At 56.6% G+C, this 19,826-nt stretch carries 19 protein-coding genes; 13 read left to right on the top strand and 6 right to left on the bottom strand.

Annotated elements, in window-relative coordinates; translation table 11 throughout:
- Position 1 precedes the first annotated feature (1 nt).
- The gene (locus MWC30_RS04070) at positions 2 to 1,264 is read right to left on the bottom strand and encodes a CoB--CoM heterodisulfide reductase iron-sulfur subunit A family protein (RefSeq protein WP_244082878.1); all 1,263 of its coding nucleotides are present in this window, start codon (positions 1,262 to 1,264) and stop codon (positions 2 to 4) included.
- 433 nt (positions 1,265 to 1,697) lie between these two features.
- Here MWC30_RS04070 and MWC30_RS04065 point away from each other — a divergent pair, with 433 nt between their 5' ends.
- The 5 genes from MWC30_RS04065 to MWC30_RS04045 all read left to right on the top strand — a co-directional run bounded on the left by MWC30_RS04065 (position 1,698) and on the right by MWC30_RS04045 (position 4,342).
- Positions 1,698 to 1,898: a hypothetical protein gene (locus tag MWC30_RS04065; RefSeq protein WP_244082877.1), complete on the top strand. Its 201-nt coding sequence runs from the start codon at positions 1,698 to 1,700 to the stop codon at positions 1,896 to 1,898.
- A 70-nt stretch (positions 1,899 to 1,968) separates the two neighbouring features.
- Positions 1,969 to 2,319 (top strand): cupin domain-containing protein, encoded by a 351-nt coding sequence (locus tag MWC30_RS04060; protein ID WP_244082876.1) that lies wholly within the window; start codon positions 1,969 to 1,971, stop codon positions 2,317 to 2,319.
- A 167-nt stretch (positions 2,320 to 2,486) separates the two neighbouring features.
- Entirely contained in the window at positions 2,487 to 2,918 is a 432-nt protein-coding gene (locus MWC30_RS04055) for a CoA-binding protein (RefSeq protein ID WP_244082875.1), read from the top strand.
- A 31-nt stretch (positions 2,919 to 2,949) separates the two neighbouring features.
- Positions 2,950 to 3,759, top strand: coding sequence for a hypothetical protein (locus MWC30_RS04050; protein ID WP_244082874.1), 810 nt, complete (start codon positions 2,950 to 2,952; stop codon positions 3,757 to 3,759).
- A gap of 4 nt (positions 3,760 to 3,763) precedes the next feature.
- Positions 3,764 to 4,342 (top strand): hypothetical protein, encoded by a 579-nt coding sequence (locus tag MWC30_RS04045; RefSeq protein ID WP_244082873.1) that lies wholly within the window; start codon positions 3,764 to 3,766, stop codon positions 4,340 to 4,342.
- On the opposite strand, the gene MWC30_RS04040 is transcribed toward MWC30_RS04045, so the two are convergent.
- Positions 4,329 to 5,504, bottom strand: coding sequence for a DegT/DnrJ/EryC1/StrS aminotransferase family protein (locus tag MWC30_RS04040; RefSeq protein WP_244082872.1), 1,176 nt, complete (start codon positions 5,502 to 5,504; stop codon positions 4,329 to 4,331). The two genes, MWC30_RS04045 and MWC30_RS04040, sit on opposite strands and share 14 nt — an antisense overlap.
- 333 nt (positions 5,505 to 5,837) lie before the next feature.
- Here MWC30_RS04040 and MWC30_RS04035 point away from each other — a divergent pair, with 333 nt between their 5' ends.
- Complete coding sequence (locus tag MWC30_RS04035; protein ID WP_244082871.1) at positions 5,838 to 6,023, top strand: CooT family nickel-binding protein; 186 nt, start codon at positions 5,838 to 5,840, stop codon at positions 6,021 to 6,023.
- Between the two features lie 70 nt (positions 6,024 to 6,093).
- Here the strand turns inward: MWC30_RS04035 and MWC30_RS04030 are convergent, their stop codons facing one another.
- Positions 6,094 to 6,858: an RNA methyltransferase gene (locus MWC30_RS04030; RefSeq protein ID WP_244082870.1), complete on the bottom strand. Its 765-nt coding sequence runs from the start codon at positions 6,856 to 6,858 to the stop codon at positions 6,094 to 6,096.
- A 426-nt stretch (positions 6,859 to 7,284) separates the two neighbouring features.
- Between MWC30_RS04030 and amrB the strand changes: the two genes are divergently transcribed.
- Positions 7,285 to 8,703, top strand: a complete 1,419-nt coding sequence (amrB, locus tag MWC30_RS04025) for an AmmeMemoRadiSam system protein B (RefSeq protein ID WP_244082869.1) — start codon at positions 7,285 to 7,287, stop codon at positions 8,701 to 8,703.
- A 105-nt stretch (positions 8,704 to 8,808) separates the two neighbouring features.
- Complete coding sequence (locus MWC30_RS04020; protein ID WP_244082868.1) at positions 8,809 to 9,351, top strand: hypothetical protein; 543 nt, start codon at positions 8,809 to 8,811, stop codon at positions 9,349 to 9,351.
- 193 nt (positions 9,352 to 9,544) lie between these two features.
- Here MWC30_RS04020 and MWC30_RS04015 read toward each other — a convergent pair whose 3' ends face one another.
- Positions 9,545 to 11,506, bottom strand: coding sequence for a transketolase (locus MWC30_RS04015; RefSeq protein ID WP_244082867.1), 1,962 nt, complete (start codon positions 11,504 to 11,506; stop codon positions 9,545 to 9,547).
- 39 nt (positions 11,507 to 11,545) lie between these two features.
- Positions 11,546 to 12,430 (bottom strand): Mrp/NBP35 family ATP-binding protein, encoded by an 885-nt coding sequence (locus MWC30_RS04010; protein WP_244082866.1) that lies wholly within the window; start codon positions 12,428 to 12,430, stop codon positions 11,546 to 11,548.
- A 235-nt stretch (positions 12,431 to 12,665) separates the two neighbouring features.
- Here MWC30_RS04010 and MWC30_RS04005 point away from each other — a divergent pair, with 235 nt between their 5' ends.
- Positions 12,666 to 13,073: a carboxymuconolactone decarboxylase family protein gene (locus MWC30_RS04005; protein ID WP_244082865.1), complete on the top strand. Its 408-nt coding sequence runs from the start codon at positions 12,666 to 12,668 to the stop codon at positions 13,071 to 13,073.
- A 180-nt stretch (positions 13,074 to 13,253) separates the two neighbouring features.
- Positions 13,254 to 13,457 carry a zinc ribbon domain-containing protein gene (locus tag MWC30_RS04000; RefSeq protein ID WP_244082864.1) on the top strand — a complete coding sequence of 68 codons (204 nt, stop codon included), beginning with the start codon at positions 13,254 to 13,256 and terminating at the stop codon, positions 13,455 to 13,457.
- A 376-nt stretch (positions 13,458 to 13,833) separates the two neighbouring features.
- On the opposite strand, the gene MWC30_RS03995 is transcribed toward MWC30_RS04000, so the two are convergent.
- Positions 13,834 to 15,180, bottom strand: a complete 1,347-nt coding sequence (locus MWC30_RS03995; RefSeq protein ID WP_244082863.1) for a D-alanyl-D-alanine carboxypeptidase family protein — start codon at positions 15,178 to 15,180, stop codon at positions 13,834 to 13,836.
- Between the two features lie 340 nt (positions 15,181 to 15,520).
- Here MWC30_RS03995 and MWC30_RS03990 point away from each other — a divergent pair, with 340 nt between their 5' ends.
- From MWC30_RS03990 to MWC30_RS03980, 3 genes are all read left to right on the top strand, one after another.
- Entirely contained in the window at positions 15,521 to 17,257 is a 1,737-nt protein-coding gene (locus MWC30_RS03990) for an aldehyde ferredoxin oxidoreductase C-terminal domain-containing protein (RefSeq protein ID WP_244082862.1), read from the top strand.
- 196 nt (positions 17,258 to 17,453) lie between these two features.
- On the top strand, positions 17,454 to 18,599 hold the full coding sequence (locus MWC30_RS03985; RefSeq protein WP_244082861.1) for an iron-containing alcohol dehydrogenase: 1,146 nt from the start codon (positions 17,454 to 17,456) through the stop codon (positions 18,597 to 18,599).
- A complete protein-coding gene (locus MWC30_RS03980) occupies positions 18,599 to 19,822 on the top strand; it encodes a nitrogen regulation protein NR(II) (RefSeq protein WP_244082860.1) in 1,224 nt (407 codons plus the stop codon). The genes MWC30_RS03985 and MWC30_RS03980 overlap by 1 nt, the downstream gene beginning before the upstream one ends.
- Positions 19,823 to 19,826 lie beyond the last annotated feature (4 nt).

The following is a 19,826-nucleotide window of genomic DNA, read 5'->3' as shown; positions in this document are numbered from 1 at the left end:
TCTACCTCCTGGCAATGGATTGGATGGCCTTGAGTGCGGCGGCCGTGCCATCTTGTACCGATTCGGAAACGGCGACGGGGGTTCGGGTGCAACCGGCAGCATAAATGCCCGGCTGGGCTTGAAGGGTTGCGACAAATCCGTATTCATCGATGGGGATGGATCCGGGGAGCGTGTCTTCGGATGAATTGGGCTGCATTCCCGTCGCAAGCACCGCCATATCCACTGTGATCTGGTGCAGGGCGCCCGCGGCGGTATCCTCGACCCGCAGGATAAGATTCTTCGTGGCCGGATCTTCCTCGATCTTGGCAACTTTTCCCTTGAAGAAACGGATATTGGGATCTTCCTTGACCTTCTGGTAGAAGGTCTCGAGCCTGTCCATCGCCCGAATATCGATGTAGAAGATATAGATCTTGGCGTCGGGGTATTGCTCACGAACATATGTGGCCTGCTTCATGGAAGCCAGACAGCAGATGGAGGAGCAGAACGGCAGGTGGTTTTGATCTCGGGAGCCGGCACATTGAACGAATGCGATGGTTTCGGGGGCTTTCCCGTCGGAGGGGCGGACGATCTTCCCCTGCGTGGGGCCGCTCCAGGCGGAAAGTCTTTCCATCATGACGTTGGTGACGACGTTTTGGCAGGTCTTGAATCCCAGTGTGTCCAGCTTGGCGGCGTCGTAAGGCTTCCATCCCGTGGCCCAGGTGATGGCTCCCACCTTCAGGGTCAGAGTCTTGGGCTCCATGGTGAGGTCGATGGCACCATAGGGGCAGGCGTCCTTCACCTTCTGCGCTTCCGGACTGGCAACCAGCGCCGGATCCAGAACGTAGCGCATGGGGAACGCCATGTCGTGGGGCAGATAGGCCGCCTTCATCTTATCCATCCCGTAGTTGAAGGGATTGTCGATCTCCATGGTGGTGGCTTCCGCACATTTGTTGCATGCGGTGCACTTTTCGTTCACGTAGCGGGGATTCATTTTGATGGTGACGTCGAAATCCCCTTCCCGGCCGGTAATGGCTTCCACCTCGGCCATGGTGAGGACCCGAACCTTGGGATTGTTCTTGATCCGTCGGAAGTTGAGCTCCAAACCGCAGTATGGCGGACACAACTTCGGGAAGTACTGATGAAGCTGCGCCACTCGCCCCCCAAGATATGGATTTTTTTCAACGAGATAGACTTCGTGGCCCGCTTCTGCTGCTTCGATGGCGGCGGCGAGTCCGCTCATGCCGCCTCCGACCACCAGAATACTTTGAGTTACTGCGTTTGCCATGCTTATCCTCCTGAGCTGATTTTAAAATATATCGAGAACCCCACCAGCGTTTGGGCACCATCTCCAAAGGTTGTCGTTTTCTTTGTTGGGCACAGGCTTTGCATTCCGTATGAATCTCACTGCTCTCCGTGTGCATTTATACACAAAGCGTCTTGACCGTGCAACAAAAAGATCGGAAAATTTCCATGGATAATGTTTTTAACGATGCTTTTGCAGGAATCCGCCGGCAATCGTGCGAGCCTCTCCCCTCACCCATTGTGAAGTAATGATCAACATTCTGTGCATTTTTCTTGCAAAAAAAAATCGGCTTGCTTAAATTCTTGTCCCAAAGGCGGCGTGTGCCGCTGGAAAAGTTGGGAATGATGGCCACAGCGTCCGAGACCCCGCGAAGACGCTGTTTCAAACCACTCGACCAAACAAAGGGAGTGAGGCGATGGAAGAAAAGCAAGATCAAAAAAGCACCCTGGTGGAAATTACTATAAAGTTCGCATTGTCACTTGCAATGCTCTTTCCCGTTTACGCGATACTATACCTGACCTTCCCCGCATCGGTTGTGGCATTCTACCTGATCTCCGCTGCACTGCTTGCCATTTTTCTTCCCTGGGATACGCTCAAAAAGAAGTTTCTCTCCTGAGGTCGTGACGGGGTAAAATCGTCTCCACAGCATTTTGCCCCTCCCCTCCACTCTCCAGAAGGAAATTTTCATGAAGGTCATTCAATACCCGGAGGCCCCCGTGCATGTGTTTGACAGCCATCCCGCCAAAGGGGTCACAGGGCGGGTGGTCATCGGCAAAGACGACGGTGCCGGCAACTTCTGCATGCGCATCTTTGAACTGGCTCCAGGCGGCCACACCCCCTGCCACACGCACGCCTGGGAGCATGAAATTTTCGTTCACGCGGGCAAAGGCCAGGTGCTGCGCAACGGCGCATGGGAGGACATCGAGAAGGCGAACGTCGTCTTCATTCCCGGCAACGAAGAGCATCAATTCAGAAACACGGGGGACAACACCCTTGTCTTTGTTTGCCTCATTCCCGCCGGTCCACCGGAAATCTGAGCCGCGGGAAGCAGAAGCCAATCTCCCAGTGGATTCCGAGCCATTGGGGGCTCCCCATTCTTTCAATTTTCAAGTGATCACCAGAATACGCCCCTCCGAGGGAACCGACGGCGCGAGTGGCCCCTTGTTCTTCCTCAATCAACCTTCCAACTGCAAAGGAGCGCATTATGGGTGGGTGCCAAATTCCAGGTCCAAACGCGACGACTCGAGAGGTGACTGAAATCCTGAAGTGCGCGAAGACCGTCGCTGTTGTGGGCATTTCCCACAAGGAGGAGCGGGACAGTCACAAAGTGGCTAAATATTTAAAAGAACACGGCTATAAGATGATTCCCGTCAACCCCAAATATAAGGAGGTTCTCAGCGAAACCTGCTACCCGACGCTCAAAGACGTTCCCGGGCACATCGACGTGGTGGACATCTTCAGGAACATTGAAGTCATTCCCGCCATTGTGGATGAGGCCATCGAGGTGAAGGCGGACGTCGTCTGGATGCAGCTTGGCCTGGTGCATGAGGAGGCCGCCGAGAAGGCGCGCCAGGCGGGTCTGACCGTCGTGATGGACAAGTGCATCAAGATTGAGCATGCCCGGATGCAGGCCTAGCTCCTTATTCTTTTCAACAGGTGACGATCTTATGGATTTTCTGCTTCCTGAAGCATTCTTCGACCTGAATTTCTTCTCACACCGAGAGCTCTTTTCGCCATGCCGCCATGTCTGGGAGGCCCTGGAGCATCTCCCCTCCTATCTGAAGGCAAACCTCGAAGGCAATGTGCAATCCCTCGGCTTTTTTCGGCAGCCTCTGCCGCGTACGCTCCTCCTCTGGGAGGGAAAAGTCTGGAAGGACGATTTTGAATTGCTGGGAGGCGACGTCACGAAGGGAACCTTTCGTGTGAAAGTCGAGGGCAAAGAAACCACCGAAGCCGTCGTCCTCTATGCCGGTTCAGTCCTGTGGGATGAGGACATTTATCTCGGACCGGGCTCCGTCGTCGAACCGGGAGCCCTCCTCAAAGGCCCCACCTGGATCGGTGCTCACACGGAAATTCGCCAGGGGGCATATGTCCGGGGCAAATGCATCGTCGGGGACCGCTGTGTCGTGGGGCACACGACGGAAATGAAGTCCAGCATTATGCTGAACGGGGCCAAAGCGGGCCACTTTGCCTACATCGGCGATAGCATTCTCGGAGAGGACTGCAATTTGGGCGCAGGCACAAAACTGGCCAACCTGAGAATCCGGGAGGGCTCCGTTCGCCTCAAGATCGCGGACCGGACGATGGACACAGGGCTGAGAAAATTCGGAGCGATTCTCGGGGATCGGGTGGAAATTGGGTGCAATGCCGTGACCAACCCCGGCGCACTCCTGGGCAAGGGATGCGTTGTACTCCCCCTCACCTCCGTACCGGCGGGCTATTACGGTCCCAAAACGCTCCTGCGCCACAAGGGATGAGCTCATGGGGCACGGGGAAGAGCACTTTGCACGCATCGCCCGCTACTACCAAAAGCGTTACAGTGCCCTGGAACAGGAGGGTGGCGGGCCCTACCGTTTCACGGCCCTGGGCGCATGGGCGGCATCCATGGCGCCGCAGGTCTTCCATTTTTTCCAGTCGATCCCCCTGTCGCGCTTCAAACTCTTCGTAGATCTGGGGAGCGGAGACGGGCTGGTGGCCTGCCTGGCCGGTTTGTTCACTCGATCCGTCGGCATCGAAGTGGATGAACGGTTGTGCCGCGAATCCCTCCGCGCTGCCAGATGCCTGGGGATGCAGCAGCGGACGCAGTTCATCTGTGCCGACTACCTCACCCAGAATTTCCGGCAGGCTGACTGCCTTTACGTTTACCCCGACAAGCCTTTTTATGCCCTGGAAGCCATGCTGGACGGCTGGGAAGGGACGTTGCTCGCCTATGGCCCCCATTTCCCTCCCAAAACACTCGTTCCCGTACAACGACTGCAAAGCGGCACAGAGCGCCTGGTCCTCTACAGAAGCCCCTCTCTCACCCATGCCATCGCCCGGACAACCGTCACGGAACCTTGACGCTGCACAGGACAGCGGTGATCTGCTCCTGCTGCTCTCTCGTGAGGTAGGGATGCATGGGCAGACTGAAAATTCTACCCGCACAGTCTTCACTCACGGGAAAATCGCCGGAGGAATACCCCAGGAAGCGATAAGCGGGCTGCAGGTGCAGAGGGGTCGGGTAATAGATCGCCGAGGGAATGCCGCCCGCCCGCAGCGCCGCCAGAAAGGTCTCGCGACTTTGCGCATCCGGTGCAAGGACTGAATACTGTGCCCAGGCAGATGTATATCCCGGCGGAACCTCAGGAACGGCAACCCGGACTCCCCCAGCCCTCAACATCTCCCTATAACGTTGAGCAACTTCCTGGCGCCGCTCCAATTCATCCGGAAAAATGGCAAACTTTTCCAAAAGGATGGCTGCCTGAAGCGTGTCCAGCCGCCCGTTGATTCCAATCCGCAGATTTTCGTACTTGTTGTTCCCCTGCCCGTGAATCCTCAGGGAAAGCATCGTGTCCTGAAGCCCGGAATCCCGGGTGAAGCACATCCCCCCATCGCCGTAGGCGCCCAGGGGCTTGGCGGGAAAGAAAGAGGTGCATCCTATGTGCGCCAGTCCGCATGCCTTTTTTCCATTCCGCTCTCCTCCGAAGGACTGCGCGGCATCTTCGATGACAAAAAGGTCATGGGATTCAGCGAGGGCAAGAATGGGCCCGTAGTCGGCGGGAAGGCCGAAGAGATCCACGGGCATGATTCCCCTGGCTTCAGTGGCTTCCCCCAGGAGGCCTTCGGGGAGGGGGTGAGTGGTGGAATCCCGCCGGCGTAATGCGTGGATGGCCTTTTCGAGCTGGACGGGATCCATGTTGAAGGTGACAGGATCAATGTCCACAAAGACGGGCACGGCCCGCAGGAGAGCAATGACTTCAGCCGTCGCCATGAAGGTAAAAGGGGTGGTGAAGATCACGTCCCCGGGCCCTACGCCGTAGGCCATCAGGGCCAGGAGCAGCGCATCGGTTCCGGACGCACAGGCCAGGGCGTGCTCGACCCCCACATATTCCCCCAGGGTGTGTTCCAGGGACAGGACTTCAGGCCCCATGATGTACTGACCGTGGTCGAGAACGGCTTGTATCCGCTTTTCGAGGTTCGCTCTGATCCGCTTCTGCTGCTGAGCCAGATCGATGAATTGCATGGGGGAGCCTCCCGTTTGCCCTGCTCTCCAGGGGTATGGATGTGGAATGGACGTGGAATCGTTCTCTCGACTGAGGCCTGAATGTCACACATGAAGATGGATGTCAATTATAAGTCCGATGAAACAGGTCTCAAATTTCATCCAATTGAATTTGGGAAAGCGCAGGAACCGCCGGACCGCGTGAGCATCTGTTGTGGACAGGCCCATTGAACAGATGCAAGTTTTGTATTAAGGTAAGTGGGCCATGAAAAGGGCAATCGATCCGGAAGGGTGTTTGACTCCCCTTCCGGGAGAACATTCAGCATCGGCGGACCAAGATCTGAGGAGAATACCATGTGCGAAGCCAACGCCTATTTCTTTAAGAACGGTAAAGAGGAATTGATCCTGGAAGCTGTGGACGTCCTGGAAAACGAAGGGGACGAGGTACGTATCGCCAATATCTTCGGAGAGCAGAAAACCGTTCGGGGCCGGATTCGCAAGATGTCCCTGGTGGATCACAAAATTCTCATCGAGGAATAGAGCCCCCCGCATTCACGAAAGAGCGACAGGATCGTGTGCTGTTTGAAACCGACCGCTCAGCCCCTCCCGGTCATTGCCCCGCATCTGATGAAACGGGAAGGGGCTCCTGTTTGTCTTTTTGATCTGCATACCATTCGATCTGCCTGCAGATACCGCGAATGATCTTGATATCCCTGGCCCGGAGTCCCACACGGCTGAAAGCCCGCCGCACGCTTGTCATCCAGTATTCAGGGTTCTCTGGATTGATGAAGTGAATCCGGGAGAGCGTCCGCGTCAGGTGGTCGTACATTCCCTCCAGTTCATGGCTGTTGGCCAGGCGGGGAATAAACCGCTGGGGCTCCTCGATGGTGGCGATATAGAGCTCATAGGCGATGACCATGACGGCCTGGGCCAGGTTGAGGGATGAAAAATCCGCCGTGGGAATGGTGACGAGAGCATCACAGTAGCGCAGCTCCTGGTTGGCCAGGCCCCGGCTTTCAGTGCCGAAAAGGATGGCGACCCGATTGTCGGCACTGACGGCTGCCAGTTCCTGGGCCATGCGCCGTGGGGTTTGAATGCCGTGGCGGTGCGACCCCATCCTTGCGGTGGTTCCCACGATGAATTGAAACGGTGCCAGAGCGTCCCTGAGAGTGTCATGAACCTCTATTTCCGCCACCACATCCTCCGCAGCGTGCGTCGCCAGCCTCAGGATGCGCGTCAGATCGCAGTCGAACGGATTGACGACGATCAACTGCCCCAGGCCCATGTTTTTCACCACCCGGGCGGCTGATCCGATGTTCTCGGGAAAATGCGGTTCATGAAGCACTACGGCGACGTTTTTGAGATTCACTTTCATAAAAGTTTTTCCAGCTGTTCCTGAATGAAAGATCGTTGTCCGCAAATGAGCTCCAGGCGAAGGGGAGCCCTCATGCCCGACAGTTCCCCCGGCAATGGCTTCCTGGGCCACCCCCCCATCCTTCCGGGAGGCGTCATGCCTCTCGCCCTCGAAGGCCCCGTACCATATAGAATTCCGTATCTTAAATCAAGGGACTGGAACGGTGAGGGAGGGCTTTCCGGCTCCACCGAAAGCACCCTGTTCCCGCCCATCCGGTCTCTCCGGCTTGTTTGTTGACAGTTTCAGAGCGCCATGGTTAGATACATTCAACAGTGGCAGTATGGCAACCATCATGTCCGCCACTGTCTCGCAAGACCATGATCCCCTGCAACCAGAAAAAATGATTCCTTTGCGGGCCGGTGGCCTGTCTCAAAAGGGGAGGATCCCATGGCAAAAGAGAAAATTCGTGAATCCGTCATTGCAGGGAGCTGGTATCCCGGCGATCCCGCGACCCTGAAGCAGGATATCAGCAGGTATTTGGACCAGGCCAATCTGACGCCCGTGCAGGGGGAGATCCTGGGGTTGATCGTCCCCCATGCGGGCTACATGTATTCGGGGGGAGTCGCTGCTTACGCGTACAAGCTCCTGAAGGGTCGGCCCTTTCATCGCGTCGTCATCCTGGCGCCCAGCCACCGCGCATATTTCAAAGGAGCCAGTGTCTACCCCCTGGGCGGGTACAGAACCCCCCTCGGAGTCGTTCCTCTGGACCACGAGATCATCGATGCTCTGCTGCAGCACCCTTCCCTTGTGGAATATGTGCCCCAGGCAGACGCCCAGGAGCATTCCCTGGAAATCCAGCTTCCCTTTTTGCAGGTCGTACTGGAGGATTTTAAGCTCACCCCCATTGTCATGGGGAGTCAATCCATCGAATTCTGCCGTCGTCTGGCGGAACTGCTCGCCACGATTTGCAGGGGAAAGAATACTCTCGTCATCGCAAGCAGCGATCTTTCCCATTTCCACTCCGACAGGGAAGCCCGGGAGCTGGATCAAAAAGTCCTGGACCGCGTCTCTTCCTACGATCCCGAGGGCTTGTGGGAAGATCTTCAGAACAGCCGCGGCGAAGCCTGCGGTGCCGGTCCCATCCTGACCCTCATGCTGATGGCCCGCAGCCTGGGACCTGCCGATGCCAAAGTGCTGCATTACGCCAATTCCGGGGACATCACGGGGGATAAGAGAGGGGTCGTTGGGTACATGGCGGCTGCTGTCTACAGAGTCGCGGAGGCTGGAAAGGACACCTCCCCTGCCGAAGAGCAAAAAGTGGGAGTGGATCTTGGGCTGACAGAGGACGAAAAGAAGACTCTGCGCGAGGTTGCCGTCCAGGCGATCCGCAATCGGTGCCTGGGAAAGCCCGTCAAGGAGCTTCCCCAGGCCACGCCCAAACTGAAGGAGCACCGGGGAGCGTTCGTCTGTATCCACAAGGGAGAAGAGCTGCGGGGCTGCGTTGGGATGATCGAAGGCCGGGGTCCACTCCTGGAAACCATCCGCGACATGGCCATTCAGGCGGCTTTTTTCGACCCGCGCTTCTGCGCCCTGCAGCCTGAAGAACTGGATGCAATCGATGTGGAGCTTTCCATCCTGACCCCCATGGAACGTATCACGGACCCTGCCCGGATCCAGGTTGGGAAGCACGGACTCTGGCTGCGAAAGGGCCACCGTTCCGGCCTCCTGCTGCCGCAGGTGGCGACGGAGCATGGCTGGGATCGGGAGACATTCCTCCAATGGACGTGCCGCAAGGCAGGTTTGCCCTCAGATGCCTGGCGGGATCCCGACGCGGAAATCTACACCTTTTCGGCAGACATATTTTGAGGATAGTTTCTGGGATGCACGGAGTCGACGGGGAGCTGTCACTCCGTTTGGTCGAGATTCATGGCACATGTCACGAGTCAAACTTCAATCTTTCAAGGAGATGCAGTGGCAGAGATATTGGATCTGGAAGAAAAACGCCGGCAGCTGGCGGCGAAACGAGGCTTCCAACACTGGATCCATCGATTTTCCGAAAGCTTCGACGCGAGGACCTGCTGCAAGGATATCAGCGATGCGACCCTTGCCAAGCTGATTCAGGGAGGGGAAGAGTTTTCCCCTCTCCTGTACGAATTCATCATGGGTGTGAAAGGTTGGGGGCCGGGGCGACACTTCGAAAACCTGGAGAGCCCCGCCAAAATGGCCGTGATGGATATTGCCCTCTTCATGCTGGACCAGCTGCGCTTTGAAGCCCTGCACCGGCTGGGATGGATCGAGGATTTCTACACCCTGAATGTGCCCTTCGTGGAGATGGTAGAGGAATTCAATGACCGGTTCGCTGCCCGCCAGCATCAAACCCCTGCCCTTTCCCCGCAGCATCCCGGGTTTCAGGGGTACCAGGAAGCCTTCGAGGCCGACCGGGGGCAGTTCATCCGAAAACTGATTCCCGACATGATTCAGGTCTACAAGGATAAAACGCAGGAACCCGCATGATGGTACGGTTGCTGAGCAGCTGGCGGTCTACCCTTCGCGGTGGAAAGTAAGAAGGCTTGCCCGGGCCATGGCCCGGACAAGCCTTCTTTATGTTGATCCCCGCATCAAAACACGGGGAGAGCCTCATGGCGGGATCAATTTCTCAGGACAGGGCTCCAATAGAAACCTTCGCCAGCCTGCACCGGTCCTGCCGTTACGCTTTCAGCCATCCCTTCGCCCTGGCATCCAGAACGGCCTGGACGATTCCCGGCGCATCCAGCCCTTCGGAGTGATACAGATCCGAAGGCTTGCCGGATTGCCCGTATTTCTTGACCCCCAACCGAATCAGCCGGCTGGGCAGGCCTTCGTTTGTCAGAACGGCAGCGACCCTGGCTCCCAGACCTGTATCCGCATGGTGATCCTCCGCAGTAATCAGGAGACCCGTGGCGGCTGCCTCCAGAATGGAAGCCGTGTCGATGGGCTTGATGGAGGCGAAGTTCAAGACGGCCAGATTCAGCCCATGCTGCCGAGCCAGTTCGTCACGGGCGTCCAGGGCGAACTGCAGGACCGGCCCGTAGCTCAAAATGGCGCCATGGGAGCCGCGGCGGAGCCAGTCGGCCTTTCCAGGCTCAAACTGGTAGCTCCCGCCGAATGCCGGTTGCCCCTTATCGTCCAGCACGGGAGCCATCTTTGAGCGTCCCATGCCCACGAAGAAATTTCCAGAGCGGGAAGCGATGTAACGGACGACGCGATCCGTCTGGTTGGGGTCGGCCGGCATAAATATGGAAAAGCCATAGAGGTTTTGCAGGAGACTCAGGTAATCGATGCACTGGTGTGTTTGTCCGTCTTCCCCGACATCCAGACCGACGTGGGTACAGACGAGCTTCACCTGCGTGTCATTGATGTCGTTCAGGCGATGCTGATTGTAGGTTTCACAAACCCCGAACACTCCGAATGTGCTGAAAAAAACGGCAAAATTCTCTTTGCTCACGGCTCCGGCCATTGTGGCGCAATGATGCTCCTGGATTCCCGCCTCAAAGAAGGCCTTATCGGACAGCCTGTGGAAGCCCTGCATCTTGACGGAGCTTTCCAGGTCGCAGCTGAAGCAGAGGACTTTCGGAACTTCTCCTGTGTTGTTCAGGCGCGCCAGATCTTCCAGGACGGCCCCATAAGCTGAACGATTGTCCGTTCGGTCATCGAGGCCGTAGGTCCTGGGCTCTCCCGTCAGGATTTGCGGGTGGCCCTGTGTCGTACAGAAATGGTTCTGAAAAATCTGCCGGACCTTGCGCTTTTCCTTGAGCTCCGGCAGAGGATTATCGATCCCCAGTTCCGCGAAGGCCTGGGCAGCTTCCTCCATGTTCAAGGTGGAGCCATGATATTTGGCCTTGTTCTCCATGAAGGACACGCCCTTGCCCATGACCGTTCGGGCCACCACCACCGAGGGCATGGTCGGGTCGTCTACATCACGGCGATGAATTTTTCTCAGAACCTGGAAGATTTGCTGAAAATCGTTGCCGTCCTCCACATAGAAAACGTTCCAGCGCGCGGCAACATAGTCGGCACGGATGGCCTGAGGCATCACCTGGTTGGTGCTGCCTCCTATCTGGAGATGGTTGCGATCCACAATCCCCAGGAGATTGCCGAGCTCATATTTGACGGCAAACCGCCGGGCTTCGGCGATCTGCCCTTTCTGCTGCTCCCCATCTCCCATGAGAACCGTTACCCTGCCCGGATTTTTGTGGAGCTTCAGACCGAGAGCCATGCCCACTCCTGCCGACAGCCCCTGACCCAGGTTGCCCGTATTCCACTCCACACCGGGCACGCAGGATTCCACGTGGCCCGGGAAGCAGGATCCCGCCTGCCGGAAATCCAGAAAGACGTCTTCTTCCTGCACGTAGCCGAACTCGCTCAGGACGCTGTAGACGCCGGGGCTGATATGTCCCATGCTCACCAGCAGACGGTCTCTTTCGGTCCAGCAGGGGTCGTCGGGCCGATGGCGCAGCGTGCTGTAGAGCATCAGCAGCAGGTGCAGGGAAGACATGGATCCACCCGGATGGCCGCTTCCCGCAAGCGTCGTGCTCAGGATGATGCGCCGGGTGCATCGCAGCCACATTTCATGGAGAGCCTTCAGTTGCTCATCCGTCAGGGAGCTCTGTTCCAGAGAGATGTTGAACATGGTTGCCTTGAATCCTTCTCTTGTGGGTAAAATGTCTTCTCAGTGAACCGTCTGGTCCTTTTCCGTGGAGGGAGGCGGACTGTCCTTCAGCCTTTCCAGGACCGCATCGGCGAACGCGACGACGGCCTTCTTGAAGGGCGTTTCCGTTTCGTCCTCCAGGACGGGCCGTCCGAGGTCTCCGCCTTCCACGACTGCAGGATCGAAAGGCAGTGCTCCCAGGTAGGGGATCTTCATCTGCTCGGAGGTCCTCTGCCCCCCGCCGGTGCGGAAGATGGGAATGAATTCATTGCAGTGAGGGCAGAAAAGCCCCGACATGTTTTCCACAAGGCCTGCCATTTCCATATTGACTTTTCGGCAGAAGTTGATGGACTTCCGCACGTCGGCCAGCGCCACTTCCTGGGGCGTGGTGACGATGACCGCCTTGGCCCCGGGAATCAGCTTCGCCACGCTCAGGGGTTCGTCACCAGTTCCAGGAGGACAGTCTACGACGAGAAAATCCAGGTCATCCCATTTGCAATCGGCGATGAATTGCTGAATGACGCCGTGCTTCAGAGGCCCTCGCCAGATGACCGCCGAATCAGTGTCCTCCAGCATGGATTCTATGGATACGACTTTGAGGTTCGGCCGATATTCATGGGGGATGATTTCCTGCTCGGGAGTGATGTTGAGCAGCCCATGAAGTCCGAACATCTTGGGAATGCTGGGGCCGTGCAGGTCCACATCCATCAGGCCGACCCGGTAGCCCTTTTGAGCCAGAGCCAGCGAGAGGTAGGTCGCGACACTGCTCTTGCCCACCCCGCCCTTCCCGCTCATGACAATCAGCTTATGCTTGATCCGAGCCAGCTTGCACTCAATCAGCTCATCTTTTGACTTCTTATCGTTGCTTGCACAACTCGAACAAGATTTTGACTCGCAAGATTTCATGATTTCTCCTCATCTCTGTTTCTTTCAATATTTTTCTCTGAATTCAAAACTTTGCTACCTTAAAGGCTATCTTCTTTCTTGTCAACTTTGAGAAAATCGGCAATGCTCAGCTCGCCGATGCAACGTTCCAGAGGACGCTCCACAGTGCCGGCACGCCCTGAATATAACCATGGAGCACCCTTAGAGACTGGAAACCGCGAAATCTCACAATGGAAATTTTACGAAAGGTAATTTTATGGGAAAAGAAGACGTTGTAGAAAGAACACAGAAGACGGCAAAGGCTCTTTTCACCGGTCCCGTGGCCATAGACGTCCCTTATCGTCTGTGGAAGGAATTCGATCCGGGGCTGGCGCGTGATCTCTCCCTCTTCATCACGGGAAATATGTACTCCCGCGAAATATTGCCCCTGCCCGAACGGCAGATGGTCGCCGTCGCCGCTCTCGCGGCCCTGCAGAAAATCGACGAGCTGAAAGTGCACCTTCATGGGGCGCTCAATGTGGGCACTCCTCCCGATAAGCTGCGAGAGACCATTTTTCAGATCGGCATCTACGCAGGCTTTCCCGCGGTCAACGCGGCGCTGTCGGCCTACAAGGAGGTGCTGGTGAGCCGGGGAGAGTGGCCCATCCCCGCCAAGGAAGCCTGAACCAGCGATGCATCCCGAACCGGCCTGGAGATTCGTGGCGCGGAGGACCCCAGTTTTCTCCTCTTGAAAGTCTCGTGAGAAACATTATTCTTATTCAGTTTTCTAGACGGAGGCATTTCAAAGCCCCAAGGCTCAATGCAACAACCAGTGATTCTTTTTAGGGAGGGATAGAACGCAAGCATGCCCATCTATGAGTATCGGTGCAAAAACTGTCGGAGTGATTTCGAAATCCTGGTGTTGAATTCCTCCGACGAGGACCAGGTGGCGTGTCCACAATGCGAGGGGCACGCAGTGGAACGTGTCATGTCCTGTTTCTGCAAGGCGACGGGAACGGAAGGTGCGTCCAGCTCCGACTCCGCCGGTCCCAGCCGGGGATTCAAGTGATGTTGAGAGCACTTCGGCTGGAAGCTGAAGCGACCGATCCTTTGAAGCGCCTCTTTTTTTGAGGTTTCACCCTTAGACTGTTAAAGAAACTTGGAGACAACAATGACCTGGGACCTGCTTCTTCTTATCGCGGCAGCAGTCGGATGGTTTTTGATCAATCGCTGGATATTTCCCAAGCTGGGGATCCCTTCCTGAATGGCGCCTTCCTGTGAGATAGGAAATCTCACCAAAAAGAAGAGCCGCCGATAATCACACCAACCCGGGGCTCCATCCGTTCCATACAGAGGCGTGGAGAGACCGGAGGATGCATCTTGAACAAGGGTGCATCCCTCGGCATCCACGCTTTTGTATTTGTGGACAAGCCTGGAGAGAGAAATTACCTGCCGAAGGACCGGGACCGCCGTGAAGAAGAGCGCATCCTCGTGACGGCGAGAAATGCAATGATGAAAAGAGCGATTCCCCCCATGATCCCTGTAAACCATCGCCAGTTGATTTTGTGAACGGCCAGCAAGGTCTGCCACACCCTTTTGAACCAGTTTCCCTGTGGTATGTCCTCCTGGCTCACCAGTGAAACAGTCCTTTTGGGCTCGCCAGACAGGAAGAAGACCACCTGCCCGACAGGCTGCTTTGCCGTGACGGGGGCCGTGATCTCATCCGGCACCTGCACCTCCCATTTCAATACATTCTTTTGTGTTTGGCGGACCAGGAAGTTGGGGCTTTCGACGGGATAAAGATCCACCTCATCCTTCTTTCCCTTCCAGACTTGCACCTTTTTCAGCGGCTGGCCTGCAGGGAAGGGTTGGACCAGGGTATAGTAGCGGTATCCATAATTGAGGAGCTTGGAGGCTTCGCGCTCACGCACTGAAGGACTCGCCGCGCCCATGACCACCGCCAGCAAACGCATCCCGTCGCGTACCGCCGTGGCTGCGAGGTGATAGCCGGCTTCCGCCACGAAGCCCGTTTTCAAGCCATCCACGGTCGAATCCCTCAGAAGGAGGCGGTTTCTATTGTATTGCATGATCCCGTTGTACGAGATTTCCTTGATGGAGTGATACTTGAGGGATTCGGGAAAGTGCTGGAGATAGGACAGATCGAGGGTGGCCATATCCCGAGGGGTCGTCACCTGTCCCTCGGCGGGCAATCCATGAGGATTCACGAAATGGGTCCTGGTCATTCCCAACTCCTTGGCCTTCTGATTCATGGCATCCACAAAGGCGTCAAGGCTCCCCGCCACATGCTCCGCCACCGCCACGCAGGCATCGTTGCCGGAAACCACGGCAATGCCTTTCAGAATATCCTCCAGAGGGACTTTGCTCCCTATCCCCACGAACATTTTGGAGCCCCCGGTTCGCCAGGCCGCCTCGCTGATGTACACCTCGTCGTTGAGATGGATGACCCCCTGTTTGAGTGCCTGGAAGACCAGGTAGAGCGTCATGATCTTCGTGAAGGAAGCGGGCTCGATGACCTCATCGGCATTTTGCTCAAAGAGCAGGCTGCCCGTCGACACCTCCAGCAGGACAGCACCCCGGGCATCGATCTGACCCGGAGAGGCTTCCGAAGGTGCCGTGCTCGTCTGAGCGGGCTCTGTTTTCGCAGCCTTCCCGGAGGCGCCGGGTACCTTGGCCTTCCTGGCTGCGGATCTTTCCACACCCAGTCCCACGGAAGGTGACAGAAAAGACAGAGAGAGAAAAAAAGCTGCCATCCAGAGTGCAACACGTTTCATTTGCATATCAATCCCCCAGAGTATGAATCTTTTTTACCTGTAAAAAGGGTATGTATTTTGAACGATCCTAAGCAATCTCTCCAAAGGGCTACATATATACCTCTAATTTCATTGGATGACAAGCTCACCTCCAAAAGCTCCAACAAGTGGATATTGTGCCAAAATTGATATGTTTACAAGGAACTTGGAATATGTTCTTAGGAAAGGCACCTTCGGTCCGCTGTGGATCGCCTGGTGTTCGGTATGGAAACGATAAGTTCCTGATCACACTGGACAGAATGCGCCTTATTGAGGGCAAATCTAGCTTTCCAAATTTTCCAGACTCGGGAGGATGGATTCCATGGACAAGATTTTACGCATCGACACGAGAGCACAGGGCGGTCCAAAAGCCAAAGAGGAGCCTGTAGGCGCCTACACCGGTTTGGGGGGACGGAACCTCACTTCGACCCTCGTGGCCAAAGAAGTCCCCCCCCTTTGTCATGCTCTGGGGGCTGAAAACAAGCTTGTCATCGCGCCCGGGTCTCTCAGCGGAACCACGGGTGCCATGTCCGGCCGCCTTTCCATCGGCGCCAAGAGCCCTCTCACGGGAGGCATCAAGGAAGCCAACTCAGGGGGGCAGCCCGCCCAGGTTCTGGCACGGTTGGGCTATGCCGCCATCATTCTGGAAGGCAAGCCCGACGGCGACGACCTTTACAAGATCTTCATCAATAAAGACGGCGTCAAAATCGAGAAAGACAATTCTCTCAAGATGCTCCCCAATTATGATCTCATTGAGAAAATGAAAGGGGAATATGGAGACCAGATCGCCTGTATCTCCATCGGAACTGCCGGGGAAATGAAAATGTGCTCCGCCTCCATTGCCTGTACGGACCCCGAGCTCAGGCCGACGCGGCATGCCGGACGTGGGGGACTCGGAGCCGTCATGGGCTCCAAGTGCATCAAGGTCATCGTTTTGGACGACACGGGCGTGAAGATGCGTTCTCCCAAGGATCCTGAGAAGTACAAGGAAGCCAACAAGAAGTTTGTGGCAGGCCTTCGAGGCCACGCTGTCACGGGGCAGGGGCTTCCCGCTTACGGGACCAACATTCTCACCAATATCCTCAACGAAGCCGGCGGATACCCCACCTACAACTTCAAAGAAGGCCGCTTCGAAAGCGCTCACAAGATCAGCGGTGAAACCCAGGCCGAAACCGAGACGGCCCGGGGAGGTCTTGCTACCCACGGGTGTCATCGTGGCTGCGTCATCCGTTGTTCGGGGATCTACAACGACAAGGATGGACATTACCTCACCAAGCAGCCCGAATACGAGACGGTATGGGCCCATGGCGGCAATTGCGGCATCTGCGATCTTGACGACATCGCCATGTTGGATTTTCTGGACGACAATTACGGGCTCGACACCATCGAAATGGGCGTCACCATCGGTGTGGCCATGGAGGCCGGACTGATCCCGTTCGGAGATTCCAAGGGTGCCATCGACCTGGTGCACCAGGTGGGGAAAGGTACGCCTCTCGGCCGCATTCTCGGCAGTGGAGCGGCAGTTACGGGCAAAGCGTTCGGCGTGGAGCGGGTTCCCGTTGTGAAGAACCAGGCCCTTCCCGCCTATGATCCGAGGGCCGTCCAGGGTATCGGCGTCACCTACGCCACGAGCCCCATGGGGGCTGATCACACGGCAGGCTATGCTGTGGCCACGAACATCCTGAAAGTCGGCGGTGAGGTGGATCCCCTTAAGCCCGAAGGCCAGGTGGAGCTCTCGCGCAACCTGCAGATTGCCACGGCAGCCATCGATTCCACGGGGATGTGTCTCTTCATTGCCTTCGCCCTCATGGATCAGCCCGAAACTTTTCAGGCCCTCATCGATATGTTGAACTCCTTCCACGGACTCAACCTCACGGGAGACGACGTGACGGCGCTTGGCAAGCAGATTCTAAAGACCGAGCGCGACTTCAACTCCCGAGCAGGATTCACGGCCCAGCACGACCGGCTGCCGCGTTTTTTTACCAACACCCCTGTCGCCCCTCACCAAATCACCTTCCAGGTCAAGGATGAGGAGCTCGACCAGGTATTCAACTGGTAGACGTACAAATGGCTCCTTGAAGATACAGACCGTTTGCTCCGAGGTATCGCAGGGCTGCTTTGGCCGGCGCTCCCTTCGATACCTCGGAAGAAGGTTTGGCGCTCCGTCTTTTCTCAGAGCTCTTTTCTGGTTATGAATCACTTGGCGATGTTCGGCGATTCTACATTCCCTCCCACCCGGAATGGGGGTGTTATTCATGACCAGAGTGCACAAATTCTCCATCCCTGAAATCATCTTCGGACGCGGAAGCCTGAGTTACACCGGGCTGTGCGCACGGCAGCTCGGAGGCGAAAAGGTTTTTCTGGTCAGCGACCGGGGATTGGAAGAGGCCGGTTGGGTAGCGCGGGTCATTGAAGTTCTTGAGGCCGAAAAGCTGCGCTGGGTTTATTATTCCGAGGTGGTCTCCAACCCGAGAGACTTTCAGACCCACAAGGGAGCGGAATATTATCTCCAGCAGGGCGCCGATGTCATCATCGCCCTGGGGGGAGGGAGCCCCATGGATGCCGCCAAAGGAATCGCCCTAGTGGCGAGCAACGGGGGGCAAATCCAGGATTACGAAGGCGCCAATCGCATTCACCGCCCCCTCCCGCCCATGGTGTTCATTCCCTCGACAGCGGGCAGCGGATCGGACATTTCGCAGTTTTCCATCATCACCGACGTGGGGCGTCAGGTAAAGATGTCCATCATCAGCCGGACCCTTGTGCCCAACATTTCCATCATCGATCCCCTGATCCTCGAGACCAAAAGCCAGAAGCTGATCATTGCGGCAGCCATCGACGCCCTGTGCCATGCCGTTGAATCCTATGTCTCCAAGATTTCCTCACCCTTCACGGAGGTGCAGTCTCTCCAGGCCATCCGCCTGATCCTGCAGCACCTGAAGCCAGCTGTTGCGACGCGGTCTCTGGAGCACCTGGAACAGCTCAGCATCGCCAGCACGGCCGCCGGGATGGCCTTCAGCAATGCCGGGCTGGGGGCGGAGCACGCCCTGGCGCATTCCCTGGGGGGCATGTTCGACACCCTGCACGGACTCGTGCATCCCATTCTGCTTCCCCATGTCATGCGGTTCAATCTCTCTGCCTGCACCGAAAAAATCGCCGTCATCGGTGAAATCCTCCTGGGGCGACCGTTGGGCTCCGTCCAAGAGACAGCCGCGGCGGGGATCGAAATGTTGGAGACTTACTGCGGAGAACTGAATGTCCCGGTGCGCCTCCGGGAGATTGTTCAGGATCGCTCCCGTTTGGAGGACCTCTGTAAAATGGCCGTGAACGACGTGTGTCTGCTCACCAACCCCCGCCCTGCCGGTTGGGAAGATCTCCTCCACATCTGCTGGGAGGCCTGGTGATGAGCCAAAAACCGACTCTGGAGGACCTCATCGGCATCGAATATGCCAAGCTCGGCTTTTTCAAAGAGGTGCAGGAAAAGGTGGCCGAGCTCCAGGCTTCCAACCTGAAGCTTGAGCTGAAGCGACGACACATTCAGGGCATATTGGACGGCATCACCGATGTCATGGCCATCATTTCCCTCGACTTTCGGATCACCTCCGTCAACCAGGTGTTCTACAATGTCTTTGAGGAAACCGATCCCGCGGGAAAGTTTTGCTTCCAGGTCTTCCGGAGGCAGGAATGCCGCTGCGCCTCCTGTCCCATGGTTATCGCTCTGGCCACCAATAAGGTGTGCAGGCAGCTGGAGATTTTTCCCGTCAACGGGAAAAACAGGCATTTTGAAATCACGGCTTCTCCTCTGCGCAATCCCCAAGGCACTCCCTGCCACATTCTGGTCTTGAAACGCGACGTGACGACGGAGAAAGAATATCAGGCCAAATACTATCAGGCGGAAAAGATGGCGACAGTGGGAGTGCTGGCGGCCGGAGTCGCTCATGAAATCAACAATCCCCTGACAGCCATCTCGGGATTTGCCGAAGGGTTGAAGCGCCGCCTGCCGCGCCTGAAAGAAAAAGTGGATCCCGACCTTGCAGAAGACTTCGACGAATACATCGATATCATTTTGAAGGAATGTCGACGATGCCAGGGAATCGTGCAGAACCTGCTGGATTTCGGCCGCCCCAAGTCCAACCATTTCTGCTCGCTGGATTTGAGCTCGGTGATTCAAGATACATTGAAGCTCCTTCAAAATCACTTGAAGGCATACCCCAAGGAACATATCCGCCTGAGGCTACAGGATCCCCTCCCCTCCATCTACGGGGATGACTCCCAGTTGAAGCAGGTGATCCTCAATCTCCTGTTCAACGCCCTGGACGCCACCAGTGAGAAGGGATGCATCACCCTGCGCACCTTTTCCCGGCGCTCGGGGGAAGAGGAGTGGGTCGGACTGGCGGTGGAGGACACTGGGACCGGGATCCCTTCCGAACACCTTAACAAACTGTTCGAACCCTTTTTTACCACGAAACCGGCTGGGAAAGGCATCGGGATCGGACTGCCCACCTGTTACAATATCATTCAGAATCACGGGGGCGAGATTGTCGTCTGCAGCGAGGAGCTCAAAGGGTCCACTTTTCTGGTGCGGCTGCCGAGCGGGACCTCGGCTCTGCCCGTCTTGACACTGTGAAGGA

Source organism: Desulforhabdus sp. TSK (assembly GCF_022836495.1).
Taxonomy (GTDB): Bacteria; Desulfobacterota; Syntrophobacteria; order Syntrophobacterales; family Syntrophobacteraceae; genus Desulforhabdus.
This window is presented reverse-complemented; position numbering and strand designations above follow the sequence as displayed.